Consider the following 17,757-nt stretch of genomic DNA (forward strand, 5'->3'; position numbering starts at 1 on the left):
GGGGCTGAAGTCGGTCCCAAGGGTTGGGCTGTTCGCCCATTAAAGCGGCACGCGAGCTGGGTTCAGAACGTCGTGAGACAGTTCGGTCCCTTTCCGTCGCGGGCGTAGGAAATTTGAGAGGAGCTGTCCTTAGTACGAGAGGACCGGGATGGACCAACCTCTGGTGTACCAGTTGTCACGCCAGTGGCATAGCTGGGTAGCTATGTTGGGAAGGAATAAACGCTGAAAGCATCTAAGCGTGAAGTCCACCTCAAGATTAGATTTCCCATAGCGTAAGCTAGTAAGACTCCTGGAAGACTACCAGGTTGATAGGTCGGAGGTGTAAGCGTGGTAACATGTTCAGCTGACCGATACTAATAAGTCGAGGGCTTGATCAAATTAATTAACTAAAGATTTTCCACACTGTGCAATTTTGAAAGAACAATAAGTTCTTTTAAAGGAAACTCGCTCAGCAGAGCTGAGGAGTACTATATTTCTAAGGTCTAAAGACCTAAGAACTATAGCATCTGGTGATTATGGCTTGAAGGTAACACCCCTTTCCATTCCGAACAGGACGGTTAAGCTTCAAAGCGCCGATGGTACTGCAGGGGAAGCCCTGTGGGAGAGTAGGTCGTCGCCAGGTTGTTTATTTTGATCTACTAGCTCAGTCGGTAGAGCACATGACTTTTAATCATGGTGTCCGGGGTTCGATTCCCCGGTAGATCACCAAAAAACGTATCTCGTTCAGAGGTACGTTTTTTAATTTTGTCTTAATTACCAGAAGCTTTTTAGCTTGTATTAGTTGTAAAATATAGAAGAGAAGTAATAAAGAAAGATATTAAAAATAAGAACCGCAAGTTTTATTGGCATAGCCTGTGGAAATGATAGAACATAAATTGTGATAAATAAGAATTAATATATATAATGTACAATTGTTCATTATTGGTATGTGTGGCAATAAAAAATATTAGGTTCAAAATAAAAGCATCAGTAATAGTATTGCGTAGATGTTGAAATTATGGTTTAATATATGTCAAAATAACAAAAAAGGAGTACTATTATGGAGAATAATATATTAAATCCATTAGAAATAAGAGAGGCAGTCATAAAAAGTGGAGAAGAAAAAGCGAAGATAAAACTAGGAAGTGGAATAATTTTAGGTATCTTAGCAGGTGCTTTTATAGCTATTGGTGGATCAGCAGCAGCAGTGGCATCTCATAGTGTTAATAATGTAGGGTTATCAAGGCTTGTAAGTGGAGTAGTATTTCCTGTAGGACTTATGATGGTATTAATTTGTGGAGCAGAGTTATTTACTGGTAACAATCTTATGATCATACCTGCATTAGAAGGAAGAATAAAATTTAAAGATATGTTCAGAAATTGGATAATAATATATATATCTAATTTTATAGGCGCTACAATTGTTTCATTTTTAATTTTTCGTTCAGGGATGCTAGATATTAGTGGCGGACAAGTAGGCGCCACATTAATCAAAGTAGCAGCTAACAAATCAGGATTGAGTTTTAGTACAGCTTTTACTAGTGGAATAATGTGTAATATCATAGTATGTCTTGCAGTTTGGGGAGCTTATGCGGCTAAAGATGTCATAAGTAAGATAATAATGCCATGGTTTCTTATAATGGCTTTTGTTGTTTGTGGATTTGAACACTGTGTAGCTAATATGTATTATTTAACTATAGGTATGTTTGCTAAGACCAATGTACTTTATGTACAAGCTTCTGCACTTGGAGCAGATAAGTTAGCTCTTTTGGGGGGAAAATCATTTATAAATAATTTAATACCTGTTACTCTTGGCAATATTGTTGGGGGAGCAGTATTAATAGGAGGAGCATATTTTCTAGCGTATAAAAAAGATAAATAGTAAATGAGATTAAAAGATGTTAATTTAAAGTATGTAAAATATTTTAAATTAACATTATAAATATCTTATTAGTAAGTTCAATAGAATATAGTTAATATAGGATGATAAGTACATTATATTGTGATTATTATCCTATATTTTTATTTATTAGAACAATTAAAGTATTAAGCCACATTCAAATAAATAACAAGTCAGTATGCTAGTCTATTTTGTGTCATACTGCGTCAGCAGAACCCACCGATAGTTCTAACTAGCGGCGGAACCTGCTTCCTTGTCTGACACAAAATATACCTGCATCTTTGACTTGTTATTTATTTTCATGTACCTTATTAAAAGCATCATATTAAGATTATAAAAGGTTTGTCAAAAATGAGCTACTTGTATAGGGAGAGTATAATAATATTACGTAATAATATTAAGGGATGCTTTATTTATATAATTTTTACTGGCGTTCCTATAGGGACTATATTATACAGTTCTATTATATTATAGTTATAAAGACGAATACAGCCATTAGATACTGCTTTTCCTATAGAAGAGGGATTGTTAGTTCCATGAATTCCGTACTTGGGAATAGAAAGTCCAAGCCAGGCAGCGCCAAAAGGACCTCCAGGATTAAAAGCTTTATTTATTATTCTAAAGTTACCTTTTGGGGTAGGGGTAGATGGCTTACCAATTGCCACGGGGTATATTTTATAAATTTTTTTGTATTTATATAAAATGAGTTTACGATTTTTAGTACTTATTAGTATATTATACTGGAGTCTATACATCATTGTAGAATATAAATTATTATAATCCAAATGGTTCATAATTAATCCCCAAATAAAATTGATATATTACATGATATGTGGATATATAACATAAAGATAATATAAAATGTGAATAATTATTATAGTTAATAATAAATAATAATATATAAAAATTTAGATATAAACATTGTTTTACCAGAGATAGAAAGACTCTTTTCAAAATGTAAATTTATATTTTGAAAAGAGTCTTTAAAAAGTTAATAAGGAAATTTAATTATATAAAGTTTTTTTCCGCATGTATATTCTATAAATTATTTCTTCGAATAATGAAAATAATCCAGTGGTAATGAAATAAATACCTAGAGCAATGGGTGCTTTTACTGTTAATATTAGACTAAATATGCTTGTGGTTAAAAGGCTTAATTTAGTACTTTGATTATTTAAGGGAAGCTTTAAAGAATTTAAATAAGGTATATATGAAAGTAAAGTGGGACAAATTGAAACAAATAAATATATAGCTGGAATTATAAAGTGAGGGTCGGGAAGTTTAATACTGCTTACCCAAGGAACAATAATACTACCTACACTTATAGGCATTTTTATAATTACAAAGTACAGTGAAGAAATTATAGGTAATTGTAATAAGCTTATTAAACACCCTAACATAGATTTAGCATTTTCAGTGTAACATTTTTGGAGTTCTTGCTGGAGTTTAGCTTTATCATTTCCATATTTAGTTTTTATACCTTCAATTTTTTGAGACATGCACTGTTGGTTATACATGCTCTTCTTTTGCTTTATTGATATAGGAATGAGAAAAACTCTTACCAGTATTGTTATTAAAATTATGGCAATACCTAAGTCGCCAGTAATATCAAAAATGTGATTTAATAGATAATTAAGTGCATTAAAAATGATATTCATATAAATCTCTCCTTTTATACGTGGTGTATCTCACCATGTAATAATTGAATTAACTATTTGAACTTATAAATATCATTTTTAATTAAAAAAGCTCACAATATCTCCAAACATCATATTTTTCATAACATAAGTAGTTTTTTATAGTTAAGTTTTTCCCGTATTTTACTGCTTTTATATAGCTATTCTTAATCAATGATACATTAAAATTTTTTTTACATTGTTTCAATGTTATTGCTATATAAAATAAGTTTGCTAAGAATATGAAAAGTAGTACCAATTGAATTATATTGATAGTATCAAATTTCATAATTAACCTCACATATATTTCTAGATAATTTATTATTTAAAAATTTTTACTTTAACCAGAGTCCACTTGAAAAATTCAATAGTGATTATTACAAAAGACATTAATATTAAATAATAAATACAATTGTTTAAATTTAATAAGTAATGAAACACTTCTTTACCAAATAGCTTACCAATAATAAATCGTGAAATCAATATAAAAATTACGTAAAAAGCAAGGGCTATGACTTCATTATAGGTAGTTTCCTTATTTATAAAAATACTTTGATAAAAAGTATAGGAGGAATTTCTTTGTCTAATTCTTTTACTTACAGGATAAAGTATTAATGAAATTGCATTAGCTAATATAAAATTATCAACTGTAATACTAAGAGTTAAAGAGTTATTAACAAATTTATTTGTAATGGACATAAATAATGAAAGTAAAATAAGAGTTATTAAGTATTTTTCAATGAAGTTTAGTATTTTTAAGTACGTGCTTTTATTTTTATTATACTCTTTTATTATGGATATGCAGAATTTTTCATAATCTTTTCCTATGAATAAATCCATAGATTTATTTTCAATCTGAGCTTCAAGCATTAGAGATATAATTTCCTGTAATACTTCTTCTTTTTCTATAGCTGCTAAATTACTGTTTTTAATATAAGTGGTTATGGATTTATATAGGGCTAGATTTTCCGTATTTAATTTTTTTTCTTGCACTAATCTTAATTTTAATAGTTTCAATGTTAATATCATTACTATCCCTCCAATACAGTGTCAACATTTTTTTTTATTTCTTTCCAAGAAAGGATGAAGTCTTGTAAATTTTTTTCTCCATCTTCTGTAAGGTAATAGTATTTTCTCATAGGGCCTAGAGGAGAATTTTTCATAATGGAGTATAATAAGTTTTTCTTCTCTAAACGTATGAGTATAGGATATACACTACCTTCTGAGATTTCACTGAATCCATAATTTATTAAACTTTCACATATGGCATAACCATACGTTTCTTTATCTTTAACTATTTTTAAAATACATCCTTCTAATAAACCCTTTAATATTTGGGTTGTACTTGCCATATAATCACCTACTTTGTATTGCATAATAGTCTTTATAAATTATATAATATATCGACTACTATGTAATGCCAAGTAGTACTATATTAATATTTACAAAATAATTGTTGTAAATTAAATGTAAACATTGAGAAATAATTAAATGTTATGATTATCCCACAATAAGTATTCCATTCCATTGTACCTTATTGTGGGTTAATCATGTTATAATAAAGTGTTATGTAAGTGAATATTAGGATAGAGGTATTGAACTAAGTATATGTGGATATTGTTTAATACAAAATAATTAGTCAATTACGAGATAAATTATCTACTGAAACACGCTGCTGAAGATAAAATAAATAGTTTTTTCTAATACGGAATATTGAAATTTCAGGTAGTAAAATATGTGGATAAAATATGTTGATGGGGGAATATAGCGGATATGGTTTCAATGGAAGTTAAAAATTTAATAAAAAATTATGGCAAAGAGAAAGCAGTTAGTGGTATTTCATTTCAGTTAAATGCAGGTGAGATTACAGTTCTTGCAGGACCAAATGGAGCAGGAAAAACTACAACTATAAAGTGCATATTGTCTCTCTTAAGAAAAGATGAAGGAGAGGTTTTTATATGTGGCAAGAGCATTAAGGAAAAATCTATAAGAGAAAAATTAGCATATATGCCTGAAACACCAGATATATATCCATATCTTACAGTATGGGAACATTTAAAATTTATAGCCTTAGCTTATAAATTAAATAATTGGGAAGAAAATGCAGAGAAAATGTTAAAATTATTTGGAATTTGGGATAAAAAGGATAAAATAAGTAAAAATTTATCCAAAGGAATGAAGCAAAAGGTATCTATTTGCATGGCACTTTTACATAATCCAGATATATTTTTGATAGATGAGCCCTTTGTAGGCTTAGATCCGAAAGGAATTAAAGATTTTAAGGATATTTTAAAGCTATTAAGAAATGAAGGGAAAACCATACTTATAAGTACACATATACTTTCTTCTGTGGAGGAGCTAAATGATAAAATTATCATAATGAAGAAAGGAAAAATTATAGCTAACGGAAGTAAGCAAGAGTTAAGGGATTTAATAGGAACAGAAGAAAATATGTCACTAGAAGATATATTCTTGAAGATTTCTGAATAGTAAACAAGCATTTAGTTAAGGCACATTTTTAAATAGTTTCTTTGCTTCTTATGCAACTTATTCCAGAGAAAATTGATAATTCAAGTAATGGAGTACTTTTTGTAGGATAATCAGATGATTAATTGCTTATATATTTAATAAAAGTACAATGTGAAAGATTGTATTAATAATTTAGTAAATACAAACCTAAATAGTATAAGGGGGAGACTTTATAATGATTCAGGACTTTAAAACCCTATTGTTTATGAATTTTGCCCAGCTTAAAAATAGAGTTAAAAATGCTTTGGCTAATCCTATAACGGCTATTAGAGAATTTGGAGCTTTTATATTTCCTTTTATCTTTATTTTTATAAGTTTATTAGGCAAAAAAAGTAAGAGAAAGCCCATTAGATACATTGAAGATATGAGTAAGGATTTTATAGGAGTTTTTATTATAGTTATATTGCTTTTAATAATTTTATATATTTTATTTAAAGCATCTCAAGACTATAAACCTTTAAATTTTAGTATACAGGATGTGCATTATTTATTTCCATCACCTATAGGGGAAAAATCTTTGTGGATTTTTTCTATATTATCTGGGGCATTAGTGTTTATGGTAAATTATTTTTTTGCTGCTGTAGTTATATGGGTGATATTCCTAAAATACATAAAAGTTAGCTTCTTAAAGCTAATAATTAGTTCACTGGCTGTAGGGGTAATACATTTGTTTTTTAAAAGTTTAAATTTTATGCTTTATTCCATTAAAGTTAGGTATAATGCAGAAAAAATGGTGAAAATAGTATCCAAGCTACTTGTGGTGAGCATATTTTTATATGTATTTACTGCATTCTGGTTTTATGGAAATAAATCTTTTTTACAAACTGTCAGTATTATAAGTTCAGGTGTTCCTATATTGTCATGGATGAAAGACATAATAATTTATCCATTAACCACTTATGGATTTCCATTAACCCAGTTTATTTTAATATTAGGCATTACAGTTCTATTATTTGTAGGTTCTGTTATTCTAGCAGTAGATTATTATGAATCTGTAAGTGAGAATGTAGAATTAAATAATATTAATATTGAAGAATTAAATGTAGATAAAATGGTTCTAGAGGAATCTGTAAATATAGATGAAAAAAAGGTAAGAGAGGTAAAGGAGACTTTCCTTCATAGAGTAAAAGAAGAAGGTGCATTTTTATACAAAAATGATTTATTATTTAATAGAAAAAGTTCTTTTAGAAAAAGGGTAACAGTGTATTTAATTTTAGCTGTGATATTTGGAGGAATAGGGTATATTTTTAGAAAATTTCCTAATAAAAATCAGCTGCAATTAATAATAGCTTTAATGGGTATGTCTATTTCTGTAGGGATTAATCCTGTTCCTAGCATAAAATATGAATTAACCAAGACATATATATACTTAATGCCTGGAAGTGTAAAGAAAAAGATAGTGTGTATAATTTTACATGATTATATTAGATGTATTATGACTTTAGTAAGTGTAATGATTCCATTAGCAATTATGGCTAGAATAGATATTTTCACAACTGTTCTGTATGTTATGGCTTTACTTTTAGTTAACTTAGCAAAAGGGTTATCTAAGATAGTGGTTCACTTTTTTATACCCGTTGATGATAAAGGAGGTGGGGGAGTAATAGAGGCAATAATTCAGTACATTGTATTTTTAGTGCCTATTATAATTGGTATTTTAATTTATTTCCCTACGAAAATGGTATATGTTTCACTTATTTGTATGGGTGTTTTAGGATTTATACTTGTCATGCTTATATTGTATTTAAGTGAAAAATTATTTAGTCATGTAGAATTGAGATAGAAAATTAAATAGACGTAAATAACAGGGGCTTTCGCGCTAAGAATAAATACTACGATATATTGTGCTAGATTTAAATTTTTAAGACAATAATCGTATGTAAATTCTTTAATGCAAAAGCCCCTTATTATTCATACATAATTTAAACATCCATATAAATCAAAGACTTAAGTTTCATAGGTAGAATTTATTATTGGAAATTTAAAAATTGGTATCTAGTTGGTATTTTTTTCTGTGTTGCAAGGTATTTCTATCTGTTGGCCTGTCCTAATTACACTAGATTTTTTAAGATTATTTAATTTTATAATTTCAATTACACCGTCTCTAGAGTCACACCAACTCATATATTCTCTTGCAATTTTAAATAGTGTATCTCCAGGTTTTACTGTATAGGTTAAAGTATCTATTTTATTTGTTATGTTTGGATTTTGAGCTTTAGGAGAATCATAAGTTGGGATGCTAATAGTTTTACCAGTTATTAAAAGGCAAGTGTCATCTATTTTATTTAATTTTTTTAGCGTGTTGATAGCTTTAGATGTATCTACATAGGGCATGTACTTTCTAGAAATACTAAACAAAGTATCTCCAGGCTTTATTTGATAACTTATGATCTTTTCATTAAGCTTTTCCTGTGAAAGTTCATTTGTTTCAGAAGAAGATTCTGAAGTTCCATCCTTTGAATTTAAAGATACTTCTTTTTCTACATCATTTTCTGGAATTTTAAATGGTTCCACAGTGTTTTCGGTATTAGAACTATTTTGAGTTTTATTATTGGATAAATCAGAGGATAAATCCTTTGTACTTATAGGTGTAAGGTAGTTATAAACAGTATAGGATATGGCAGCTACTATGAATATTGTACATAAAGTTATAGCTAGCTTACTCCAGTAAAGCTTTATCCATTTTAAGTTGAGTTTTCTCATTTTTCAATATCATCTCCTTTTCAATACATCTTTAATTATTTCCAAATGGTGGAATTTTATACAATGAATTTTATTAATTTGAAAAGAAGATGATAATATTATTAAGAAACCACTGCTTTTTATGGTGGTACTAGGTTACATTAAGTAATTAGTATATATTAATCTTAAAGGATGATTAATTTTAGATAAATTGATTTTTTTGTTTTTAGAATTAAGTATTTTTTTTAGATTTTTTATATATCTATCTTTATCTTTAGAGTCAAGAGATAAAAAGTATCTGTATTCCCCATCTATAGATTTTAAAGTTTGAAATTTATCTATATCTCCATTGTGAATATAATTTTTTAAGGAGGTAGTCCATAAATACAAGTGCATGCTCATAATACTCCACATGTTGGCATCTAAGATATTATTTATATTTTGCTGAATATATAATTTTTCGAAGTTTCTCAGATTTTCCGGAGTTCTAGAACCTTCATAACTTAAGTCTACTATGGAGAAATACCATAGAGTTTTTAAGATATCTGTTAATATTTTATTTAAAGGTATCATAGGGAGTTTTTTTATGGATAACTCTGAATAAAGATTTATTTTTAGCTGGGATGGTACAGAACTAAAAATGTCCTCATCCCTAAAAGCATTTAGTAAATAGTATAAATCGTATATATTTTTATAGAAACTATCCAGTTTGGATAATTGAAGACCTATGGAATTTATAGCAAAAGTTAAAAGTTTATCGCTTATTAATGTAGCAGGAGAAATACATAATGGGGAAAAGTTTAGTTTCATGCCAAAAGTTTCAGTATTTTTTGTAGAGGTTACTGGTATTTCATTGATATCCATAAATAAAAAATCAAATTTTAAAAGAAAATTACTTTTTCTCTTTTTAGGATTATAATAAAAAGGCAAATCTAACATATAAGTTACCATGGGAAGAGTCTTGCCTTTTGCAGGAATATATTCTTTAAAGGAGCATTTTATCCGGTTATAAGTTAGATTTCTACATACACTTTTTAATATTTCTATAATTTCATTGTTGGATAGATTACAAACAAAATCTATATCAGCAGTACATCTTTGCACAGGAAGCGGAAGATATGCTTGAGTACAGGCGCCTCCCTTTAATATGCATCTGTTTTTTGTAAGTTTTTGAATTTCACCTAGCATTTCATAAGACCACATATGTCTTTCTAATATATAATTTCTATAAAATCCATACTTTTCAGCTGTTTTACGTATATAATCTTTATTAAAAATTTCTATTGGGTGAACTAACCCATTTAACGAGGCACCATACATATAAAAACATCCTTTCTATATTTTACTCTTTTTATCTTATGGCTATCTACACATACTAGTAGCTTGTATATAGGCAAAATAGATTGGTAGATATGCCTCTAAATAGCAATTTATAGCTTTGGTAATTTCACTTAATGTATTAGTATAAATTTATTTATATTATATGTATATTAACTATAAAAAATATGTAGTAAGTTAAAATAGTAAGGGCAATAATATAATTTTATAAATATCTAATATGATTAACTCACAATAAGGTACAATGCAGTGGAATTATGAAATTTCTCATCCATGACTTTCATAAGAGCTAGGAACAATAAATTTAATTTAAGAAATTCTAATCTTTTAGCCATATAAAATTATCTAACGCTCACATTCAGCGTCCTGCCTCAGGTTTGCTAGTCTGGCGTCCTTGCCAGGCTTACGATAATTTTATCTGTCTAAAAGAAGAATTTCTAAAATTAAATTTAAATAGTTCCTTAGCTTCTTATGTAACTCATTCCAGAGAAATTTCATAATTCAGGTAATGGAATACTTTTTGTGGGATAATCTTAATATAACTTTTGTGTTTGTGAAATCACAATTTAAAAATGAAAATTTAAAGGAATATTTTTATTTTCTTTATTTATCTTTAATGTAGAACTAGAAAATTATGTGAAAATTTCATTATCTAATTAAAAGTAATGATAAATTAATACATTTGTAGGATTGAAGACTAGTAGTAGAGATTTACTATTTACTGCAGTAAAAATTAAGGGAAAACGTTGACATATAGGTAATATAGATATATCATATATGTATATCCATATATGTGAATATATCAAAAGAAGGTGATAATATTTGAATAATCTAATTGATTTTTTTAAAATGCTATCGGATGAAACTAGATTAAGAATAATAATGCTCCTATGGCAAAAGCCACTGTGTGTATGTGAGCTTTGTTATATATTAAAATTATCTCAACCAAAGGTATCAAGACATCTTGCTAAGCTTAGGGATATAGGTATAGTTAAGGATGATAGGCAAAGTCAATGGATTTTTTATTATTTAAATATCCAAGATGAAACTATGAAGGATATTGTCCATAAAATAGGAAAACATATAGATGATTATGACATTCTTAAGAAAGATTTAGAAACTTTTAAAAATAGAAATGTAGATTATAAAGATCTTTGCAAAAGAGAATAAAATAATTTAAGAAAATTAGTGGTAATTTCCACATTCAGTTTATACTCTAAACTTTATATTAAACCATTAGTGCAAAGCAATGATTGTATATTAATAACCCAAATATATTATTCTATGAAAGAGGTGTTCTTATGATTATTAAAATTTTAGGTACTGGCTGTGAAAAATGTGATAAGCTTCAAAAGAATATAAAAAAAGCTGTAGATGAACTGGGAATAGATGCTACTGTAGAAAAGGTAGAGGATTTAAAAAGTATAATGATGTATGGAGTTATGAGTACACCTGCATTAGTGATAGACAATAAGGTAAAATCAGTGGGGAAAGTTCTTTCTGTAGAAGAGATTAAAAAATACTTAAAATAGGGGGGAAAACTATGGATAAAAAAATAAAGCTCTATCTTTTAACAGGATTTTTAGGTTCAGGTAAAACTACTTTTTTAACTAATGTGCTAGAGAGCCTTAGTGAAAGAAAAGTTGGAGTAATTATGAATGAGTTTGGAAAAGTGGGCATAGATGGAACAATTATCAAAAAAGAAGGTATGGAATTAGTTGAAATTAATAGAGGATCTATATTTTGTTCTTGTCTAAAATTATCCTTTGCTTCAGCTATGATAGAAATGGCAGATAGAGAAATGGAGTATTTATTTGTGGAAAGCTCAGGGCTTGCAGATCCTTCTAATATAGGAGATATTTTAGAAGGAGTGACTTCCGTAAAGGGAGATGTATACGATTATAGAGGAGCTATATGTCTTATAGATGCACCTAACTTTTTAGAACAAATTGAGGATTTAGAAACTGTAGAAAGGCAGTTGAAGCACTGTCATATGGTTATACTAAATAAAATAGATTTAGTAAATGAAGATACTTTAAATAAAGTTATAGCTAAAATACGTGAAATAAATAATAAGGTACACATAGAAGAGGCCTCTTTTGGAAAAGTCAGTTTAGACTTTTTAGAAAAAGATCTTACTAAGGATGGCTGGATTGAAATAGAAGAGAGCACTAATACTCCAGAAAATAAACCAAAAACTTTAAACTTAACTTATGAAGGAGAAATTACTAAAGATAAGTTAACAGCATTTATAGATAAAATATCTTCTGATGCATTTAGAATAAAGGGATTTTTCAAATTAGAAGATGGTTGGAATCAAGTAGATGTAGTTAATAAAAAAATTGACTATAAGCCTTGGAATAAGGATGAAGGTACTTCACAGATAGTTATAATATCTAAAATAGGGCCTAATATAATAAGACCTATATTTACTGCTTGGGAAGAGGTAGTAGGAAAAGAAATGAAACTTAGATAAAAGCATGAAGTGAAATTTTGAAGTAAACCATATAAATTAAATATATAAATGAACATCTAAATAAATATGAAAATAAAATATTCAAATAAGGCATGCAAATAAAATCTGCTTATAAGATAGCAATAAAAGACTGTAAAAGTTATAGTTATTACTATCTTAGGCAGATTTTTTAGTATGGTTTTATAATTTATACTTTTTTTGTTAAAATATAATAATATGTAATGGGTAATGATATAATTATATGCAGGATTAGGTAGTTAATAATTTATTTTCTATAGTTTTAATAAGGACATAATTATATAGAATAGATTTTAGGAGGTGTTCTAAGTGGAAAATATTCAAAAATTAAAAGAAATCCTAAGAGAAAGTTCTAATGTGGTTTTCTTTGGGGGAGCAGGTGTATCTACTGAAAGTAATATTCCTGATTTTAGATCTAATAAAGGATTGTTTAATGCTAAAAATAGTTTTAAATATCCTCCTGAGGTTATGCTTAGTAGAAGCTTTTTTGATAGTCATAAAGAGGAATTTTATAAATTTTACAAGGATAAGATGATATTTAAAGATGCAAGACCTAATTTAGCTCATGAATCTTTAGCTAAGCTAGAGGAAATGGGAAAATTAAAAACTGTAATAACTCAAAATATAGATGGCTTACATCAAATGGCAGGATCAAAGAACGTACTAGAACTTCATGGATCTATTCATAGAAATTATTGTATGGATTGTGGAGCCTTTTATCCTTTAGATTATATGTTAAAAAATGGAGAAAAAACTCCTATTTGCGAGAAATGTGGAGGGGTAGTAAAGCCAGATGTAGTACTCTATGAAGAAGGGCTAAATATGGATGTTATACAAAAGTCTGTTGAATATATTGCAAAAGCTGATGTACTTATAGTAGGGGGAACTTCATTGGTAGTGTATCCAGCTGCAGGACTTATTCAGTATTTTAAAGGCACTAAATTAATATTAATAAATAAAAAGCCTACTCCTTACGACAAGAAAGCTAAACTTGTCATAAATGATAGTATAGGAAAAGTTTTGGCTGAAGCTATAAAGTTTGATTAAGTTTTAACTAAAATCTAATTAATTTTAGAACCACTGGAAATTTTCCAGTGGTTTTTTTGTCGATGCATAGTTTATTGTGACTATAAAAAATCATGGAAAATAATAAAAAACTTTAATAAAAAGTAAAAGCTAGAATATACTTTAATGTAAAATTCAAAAATACAAAGGAACATAGGGGGTAGAGTGGGAGAATGAAAAAGATGATAAGAGTTATTATGAATGTATTTTTTATATTGATAATTGCGTTATTGTCTTGGATGGTAATTAGCAATGTTCTATTTAAAGGAGATAAAAGTAAAGCCCCTACTATTTTTGGGTACAGAAGTTTCATAGTCTTAAGTGGTAGTATGGAGCCTAAAATAAAACCTGGAGATGTGATATGGGTTAAAAAAACCCATATGAAAGAACTAAAGGAAGGAGATATATTAACATATATTTCTGAAGAAAACTTTATAACACATAGGATTAAAAAAATAGAAGGAAATAGTTTAGTAACTAAGGGGGATGCAAATAATGTGGAGGATTCTCCTATTAAATCTTCGCAGGTGTATGGAAAGTATTCATTTAGAATACCATATCTTGGTTATATTTTAGTGGGGTTAAAAAAACCATTAGTGTTTATTACTATAATTGCGATTTTTATAGTTTGTATTACTGTGGAGGTTTTAAAAAAGTGTTTTGCCCATTAATGTGTTGTGAAAAGGCATTGATGAGTATATAAATTAAATTTTATGGGAGGTTTTAGATATGAGTAAAAAAAGAATAGTTTCATTAGCTTTAGCAGGGGTACTATTATTAGGAGGAGGAGTTTTTGGAACACGCGCATATTTTAAAGCAAAATCTGATGTGGATGCAAATTTAGTAATAAAAACAGGTACATTAAAGGTAGCAAAAGAAAACGATTCTAAATGGGAATACAAGGGTGTAGCTGAACAGGTAGGCGAAAATGAAATAGATGCAGCAACAAAGGATGTTGTAAAAGTTAGTGAAAAAACAAATAGCTTTGATGTAGTTAAGCCAGGAGATGTTTTTGAAAAGGTTGTAACTATAACAAACACTGGAGACTTACATGAAAGAATTAAAGCTGTAAAAGTTGAAGGACAAGAAGTAGAAAATTTATATAGAGTATTTGACATAAAGATAGAAGGGTTGACTGACAATAAAATATTAGCTCCAAATGAAACTATGAATATTAAAATAACAGCTACTTTGAAGTCTACAATAACTAATGGTGATACAGAGACTACTTTTGAAAATCAAAATAATGATACAAGATTTGATATGACTAAGTTAACAACGGCTAAACTAGTACAGATAGATGGCTATCAAGTAAATGACCCTAGTGGCAAATAATATAGTTTATATATAAAAATTGTAGAGAGTAAGTACACCTTATTTGAGATATTATGAGTATTTTTAAACTTAATACTCAATAACTATAAATTGATATTACTCTCTATCATTATTAAAGTAAATTGTATAAGTATATAATAAAATTTCATAATTGGACATGAAATGAAAGTAGATTTTTTAATAAACCATTAATGAAGTAGGGTGAGAGTGTGGAAGTAAAATGTAAATTTAAAAGATATATAGTCTTTTTAATAGCTTTAACAATCCTATTTTTTAGTTTTGGATTGGGTGCTGAAGCTAAAGTATTTTCTAAAGATGAAAAAGTAAAAGTACTTCCACTAAATGGAGAAAGTAAAGAAGGCATATTCAACTTAAAGGATGGCCTTTGGTATCCAGGTAGAGAAGAAGTGAGAGATTTTTATATAGAGAACAATCATAAAGAAGAAATTCAAGTAGAAAAAATAAATTTTCAAATGATTTCTTTGTTAAGTTCAGAAAAACAAAAAAAAATTAACACTGAAGATGTTGCATATAAGGATTTCATGAAGAATGCTAATCTTTCACTTTTATGTGATGGAAAAACTCTTTATGGGGGGAATTTTGAAGAATTAATAGAAAAAGGTGAAATAGATTTAAATAAAAAAATTATTGTAAAGGGTAATGCTAAAAAGAACATGCAGTTAGTATTTTCTATATCACCAAAAGCGGAAAATAATCTCCAGGGTGTTATTAATGAGTTTAAATTAGGTATAACCTATACTATGGATGAAGCAATGGCTATAATACCACAAACAGGAGGCTTTTTAAATAATACATGGCTTATTTTTACTGGAAGTTGTCTATTTGTATGTGGAATAGTTTTAAATAGAAAAAAAAGGGAAAATGCCTCTTTTAAACAAGGGGGTAGGTTGAATGGCTAGAGACGGGAAATTTAATATAATAAAGAAGGTTGCTAGAAAATTTAATACAAGTAGAAAGACCACTGTAATATCATTAATTGCTTTAGCGCTAATAGTGGCATTTACTACATCTAGTACCTATGGTTATTTTAAAACCAGTTTAGGAATAGATTCTAATTTAAAATTAAAAACGGGAAGTCTTAAAGTTAACTTTTTAGGTGGAGATGAGAAAATTATTGAGAATGAAAGAGCTGTAATAAATATTTCTACAGATGAAAATCTAATACCAGGTAAAAGTGTGGAAAGATCCATAAGTATTAAGAACACAGGCTCTTTAACTCAAAAGCTTTTAATAAGTTTGGATAACTTTAAGGAAAATAAGATAAAAAATTCCCGTGGGACAAGTAAATTTTTATTAGATTATATAAACTGTGATATTAAAATGGTAAAAGGAAATACCACTAAGATTATTGCTGAGAATCAAAATATAAAAAATCTTAATAAGCTTTCTAAAAGAGTAATTATTTCTCCTTACGAAAAGATAGAATTGAAGGTTAATATTAAGCTTATAGATTCAGCACCATATTCCACAGAAAAGCGAAGTGCAAGTTTTGATATAGTATTAGATGCAAGACAAGTTAATGATAATTCTTACAGTAAGGATAAATATTTTAGTTATGTAACTAGAAGTAAAAATAATATTATTACTACAGGAGAATATCCAAAGCCTATAGTTAAAATATATGCGTCTGCAGGACCAGTTTTTAAAGGAGCGCTTCCTGACAAACCAAATTATGAAAGCCCTAGTTATGTTCAGTGGTTTAAAAATGCTGAATCATATATTTTAAATGATATATCTCGTAAGAGTCAGGGAAATACAGTAGGTGAGTCTTTTAATCAATATAGTAATATATCTAACTTAGGTGAAACTAGTGTTAGAAATAATATTGGAAGCACATATTTTAAAAGTTGGAAAGGAAATGTTATATCTAAAAAAGATGATATTCATGATAAGAGAAATGAACACGGTACTATTGTTCATTATATCGTGGCCATTGCGAATCCTATAAAAGAAGATTTGAATTATGGCAAGATACAGCTGGATAGTTCAAATATAAATATTTCACAATGGGATATATTTAGGAGTATGAAATCTAAAAATGAATATAAGGTTGATAGAGAGAGTGAAGATTTAGCTCCTATAGGTAATCCAAGAAGAGTTCTTACGTATGATTGGAAAGGAAATGAATATAAAAGAAACAATGGATATGGAAATTCTGTGGCTAAGGAAGCAGATTTAATAATTTTTGATATAGGAGGTAAAGGATATTATTCCTTAAATGAATATAGTGGAATTTTTGCAGATGAATTAGCTCAATCAGCATTAAATAACTTAATGGAGAAGCTACAAGGATATAGAGCACATGCAGAATTAGTTGGATGGCCTTGGAATAGGTATTGGGAAACTAATTGGCAAGGAAAAATGAGATATATAGTTTTAAATAAAATGGTACCTAATAATGATATATATTGTAGGTTAGATAGAACTGAATGTAGCATAAAATTTAAATACAAGGATTATGAAGTTAATTCTGGCACATATACTATTAAATTTATGGATAATAGAAAAGCTAGTGAAAGTTTAAATAAAAAGTCAAATAAAAATAATGAAAAAGTTTCAAATAACACTAATAAAGATAGTTCAAATAAAAATAATATTGAAGAATTTAAATTTGAATAAATAACATTAACCCATGGCTTACAATTTTTGGCTATGGGTTTTATAAAATAGTGTGGAAATGTTAATAACTCTGTTGATAAAATGTGGAAAACGTGAGGATAAAATGTGCATAACAACGG

Annotated in this window: 18 protein-coding genes, 1 tRNA gene and 2 rRNA genes; 14 read left to right on the forward strand and 7 right to left on the reverse strand. The window is 28.3% G+C overall.

Going from position 1 to position 17,757, the window contains the following annotated elements; all coding sequences use genetic code 11:
• The 4 genes from C1715_RS05570 to C1715_RS05585 all read left to right on the forward strand — a co-directional run.
• A 23S ribosomal RNA gene (locus tag C1715_RS05570) occupies positions 1 to 377 on the forward strand; the annotation flags it as partial.
• Between the two features lie 128 nt (positions 378 to 505).
• Positions 506 to 622 (forward strand): 5S ribosomal RNA (rrf, locus tag C1715_RS05575).
• A 10-nt stretch (positions 623 to 632) separates the two neighbouring features.
• Positions 633 to 708, forward strand: a tRNA-Lys gene (locus C1715_RS05580).
• 331 nt (positions 709 to 1,039) lie between these two features.
• Entirely contained in the window at positions 1,040 to 1,861 is an 822-nt protein-coding gene (locus C1715_RS05585; RefSeq protein ID WP_102399607.1) for a formate/nitrite transporter family protein, read from the forward strand.
• A 431-nt stretch (positions 1,862 to 2,292) separates the two neighbouring features.
• Here the strand turns inward: C1715_RS05585 and C1715_RS05590 are convergent, their stop codons facing one another.
• From C1715_RS05590 to C1715_RS05610, 5 genes are all read right to left on the reverse strand, one after another.
• Positions 2,293 to 2,673 (reverse strand): L,D-transpeptidase, encoded by a 381-nt coding sequence (locus tag C1715_RS05590; RefSeq protein WP_242971899.1) that lies wholly within the window; start codon positions 2,671 to 2,673, stop codon positions 2,293 to 2,295.
• 210 nt (positions 2,674 to 2,883) lie between these two features.
• On the reverse strand, positions 2,884 to 3,537 hold the full coding sequence (locus C1715_RS05595) for a YidC/Oxa1 family membrane protein insertase (RefSeq protein WP_102399608.1): 654 nt from the start codon (positions 3,535 to 3,537) through the stop codon (positions 2,884 to 2,886).
• 82 nt (positions 3,538 to 3,619) lie between these two features.
• The gene (locus tag C1715_RS05600) at positions 3,620 to 3,844 is read right to left on the reverse strand and encodes a hypothetical protein (protein ID WP_102399609.1); all 225 of its coding nucleotides are present in this window, start codon (positions 3,842 to 3,844) and stop codon (positions 3,620 to 3,622) included.
• A 32-nt stretch (positions 3,845 to 3,876) separates the two neighbouring features.
• Positions 3,877 to 4,584: a DUF1048 domain-containing protein gene (locus C1715_RS05605; RefSeq protein ID WP_102399610.1), complete on the reverse strand. Its 708-nt coding sequence runs from the start codon at positions 4,582 to 4,584 to the stop codon at positions 3,877 to 3,879.
• 2 nt (positions 4,585 to 4,586) lie between these two features.
• Positions 4,587 to 4,907 (reverse strand): PadR family transcriptional regulator, encoded by a 321-nt coding sequence (locus C1715_RS05610; RefSeq protein WP_102399611.1) that lies wholly within the window; start codon positions 4,905 to 4,907, stop codon positions 4,587 to 4,589.
• 421 nt (positions 4,908 to 5,328) lie between these two features.
• Between C1715_RS05610 and C1715_RS05615 the strand changes: the two genes are divergently transcribed.
• Positions 5,329 to 6,045 carry an ABC transporter ATP-binding protein gene (locus C1715_RS05615; protein ID WP_102399612.1) on the forward strand — a complete coding sequence of 239 codons (717 nt, stop codon included), beginning with the start codon at positions 5,329 to 5,331 and terminating at the stop codon, positions 6,043 to 6,045.
• Positions 6,046 to 6,259: 214 nt separating this feature from the next.
• Positions 6,260 to 7,867 carry a putative ABC exporter domain-containing protein gene (locus C1715_RS05620; protein ID WP_102399613.1) on the forward strand — a complete coding sequence of 536 codons (1,608 nt, stop codon included), beginning with the start codon at positions 6,260 to 6,262 and terminating at the stop codon, positions 7,865 to 7,867.
• Positions 7,868 to 8,079: 212 nt separating this feature from the next.
• On the opposite strand, the gene C1715_RS05625 is transcribed toward C1715_RS05620, so the two are convergent.
• The gene (locus tag C1715_RS05625) at positions 8,080 to 8,787 is read right to left on the reverse strand and encodes a LysM peptidoglycan-binding domain-containing protein (protein WP_102399614.1); all 708 of its coding nucleotides are present in this window, start codon (positions 8,785 to 8,787) and stop codon (positions 8,080 to 8,082) included.
• 135 nt (positions 8,788 to 8,922) lie between these two features.
• The gene (locus tag C1715_RS05630; protein WP_102399615.1) at positions 8,923 to 10,086 is read right to left on the reverse strand and encodes a nucleotidyl transferase AbiEii/AbiGii toxin family protein; all 1,164 of its coding nucleotides are present in this window, start codon (positions 10,084 to 10,086) and stop codon (positions 8,923 to 8,925) included.
• Between the two features lie 840 nt (positions 10,087 to 10,926).
• Between C1715_RS05630 and C1715_RS05635 the strand changes: the two genes are divergently transcribed.
• The 8 genes from C1715_RS05635 to C1715_RS05670 all read left to right on the forward strand — a co-directional run bounded on the left by C1715_RS05635 (position 10,927) and on the right by C1715_RS05670 (position 17,638).
• Positions 10,927 to 11,274 (forward strand): ArsR/SmtB family transcription factor, encoded by a 348-nt coding sequence (locus C1715_RS05635; RefSeq protein ID WP_180964004.1) that lies wholly within the window; start codon positions 10,927 to 10,929, stop codon positions 11,272 to 11,274.
• A gap of 131 nt (positions 11,275 to 11,405) precedes the next feature.
• The gene (locus tag C1715_RS05640; RefSeq protein WP_102399616.1) at positions 11,406 to 11,636 is read left to right on the forward strand and encodes a thioredoxin family protein; all 231 of its coding nucleotides are present in this window, start codon (positions 11,406 to 11,408) and stop codon (positions 11,634 to 11,636) included.
• A gap of 11 nt (positions 11,637 to 11,647) precedes the next feature.
• Positions 11,648 to 12,580, forward strand: coding sequence for a CobW family GTP-binding protein (locus C1715_RS05645; RefSeq protein ID WP_102399617.1), 933 nt, complete (start codon positions 11,648 to 11,650; stop codon positions 12,578 to 12,580).
• Positions 12,581 to 12,907: 327 nt separating this feature from the next.
• Entirely contained in the window at positions 12,908 to 13,645 is a 738-nt protein-coding gene (locus C1715_RS05650; RefSeq protein WP_102399618.1) for an NAD-dependent protein deacylase, read from the forward strand.
• A 191-nt stretch (positions 13,646 to 13,836) separates the two neighbouring features.
• Positions 13,837 to 14,334, forward strand: coding sequence for a signal peptidase I (locus C1715_RS05655; RefSeq protein ID WP_102399619.1), 498 nt, complete (start codon positions 13,837 to 13,839; stop codon positions 14,332 to 14,334).
• Between the two features lie 58 nt (positions 14,335 to 14,392).
• Positions 14,393 to 14,998 carry a hypothetical protein gene (locus tag C1715_RS05660; protein ID WP_102399620.1) on the forward strand — a complete coding sequence of 202 codons (606 nt, stop codon included), beginning with the start codon at positions 14,393 to 14,395 and terminating at the stop codon, positions 14,996 to 14,998.
• A 209-nt stretch (positions 14,999 to 15,207) separates the two neighbouring features.
• The gene (locus C1715_RS05665; protein ID WP_102399621.1) at positions 15,208 to 15,918 is read left to right on the forward strand and encodes a hypothetical protein; all 711 of its coding nucleotides are present in this window, start codon (positions 15,208 to 15,210) and stop codon (positions 15,916 to 15,918) included.
• Positions 15,911 to 17,638: a hypothetical protein gene (locus C1715_RS05670; protein ID WP_102399622.1), complete on the forward strand. Its 1,728-nt coding sequence runs from the start codon at positions 15,911 to 15,913 to the stop codon at positions 17,636 to 17,638. The genes C1715_RS05665 and C1715_RS05670 overlap by 8 nt, the downstream gene beginning before the upstream one ends.
• Positions 17,639 to 17,757 lie beyond the last annotated feature (119 nt).

Source organism: Haloimpatiens massiliensis, assembly GCF_900184255.1.
In the GTDB taxonomy this organism is placed as follows: Bacteria; Bacillota; Clostridia; order Clostridiales; family Clostridiaceae; genus Haloimpatiens; species Haloimpatiens massiliensis.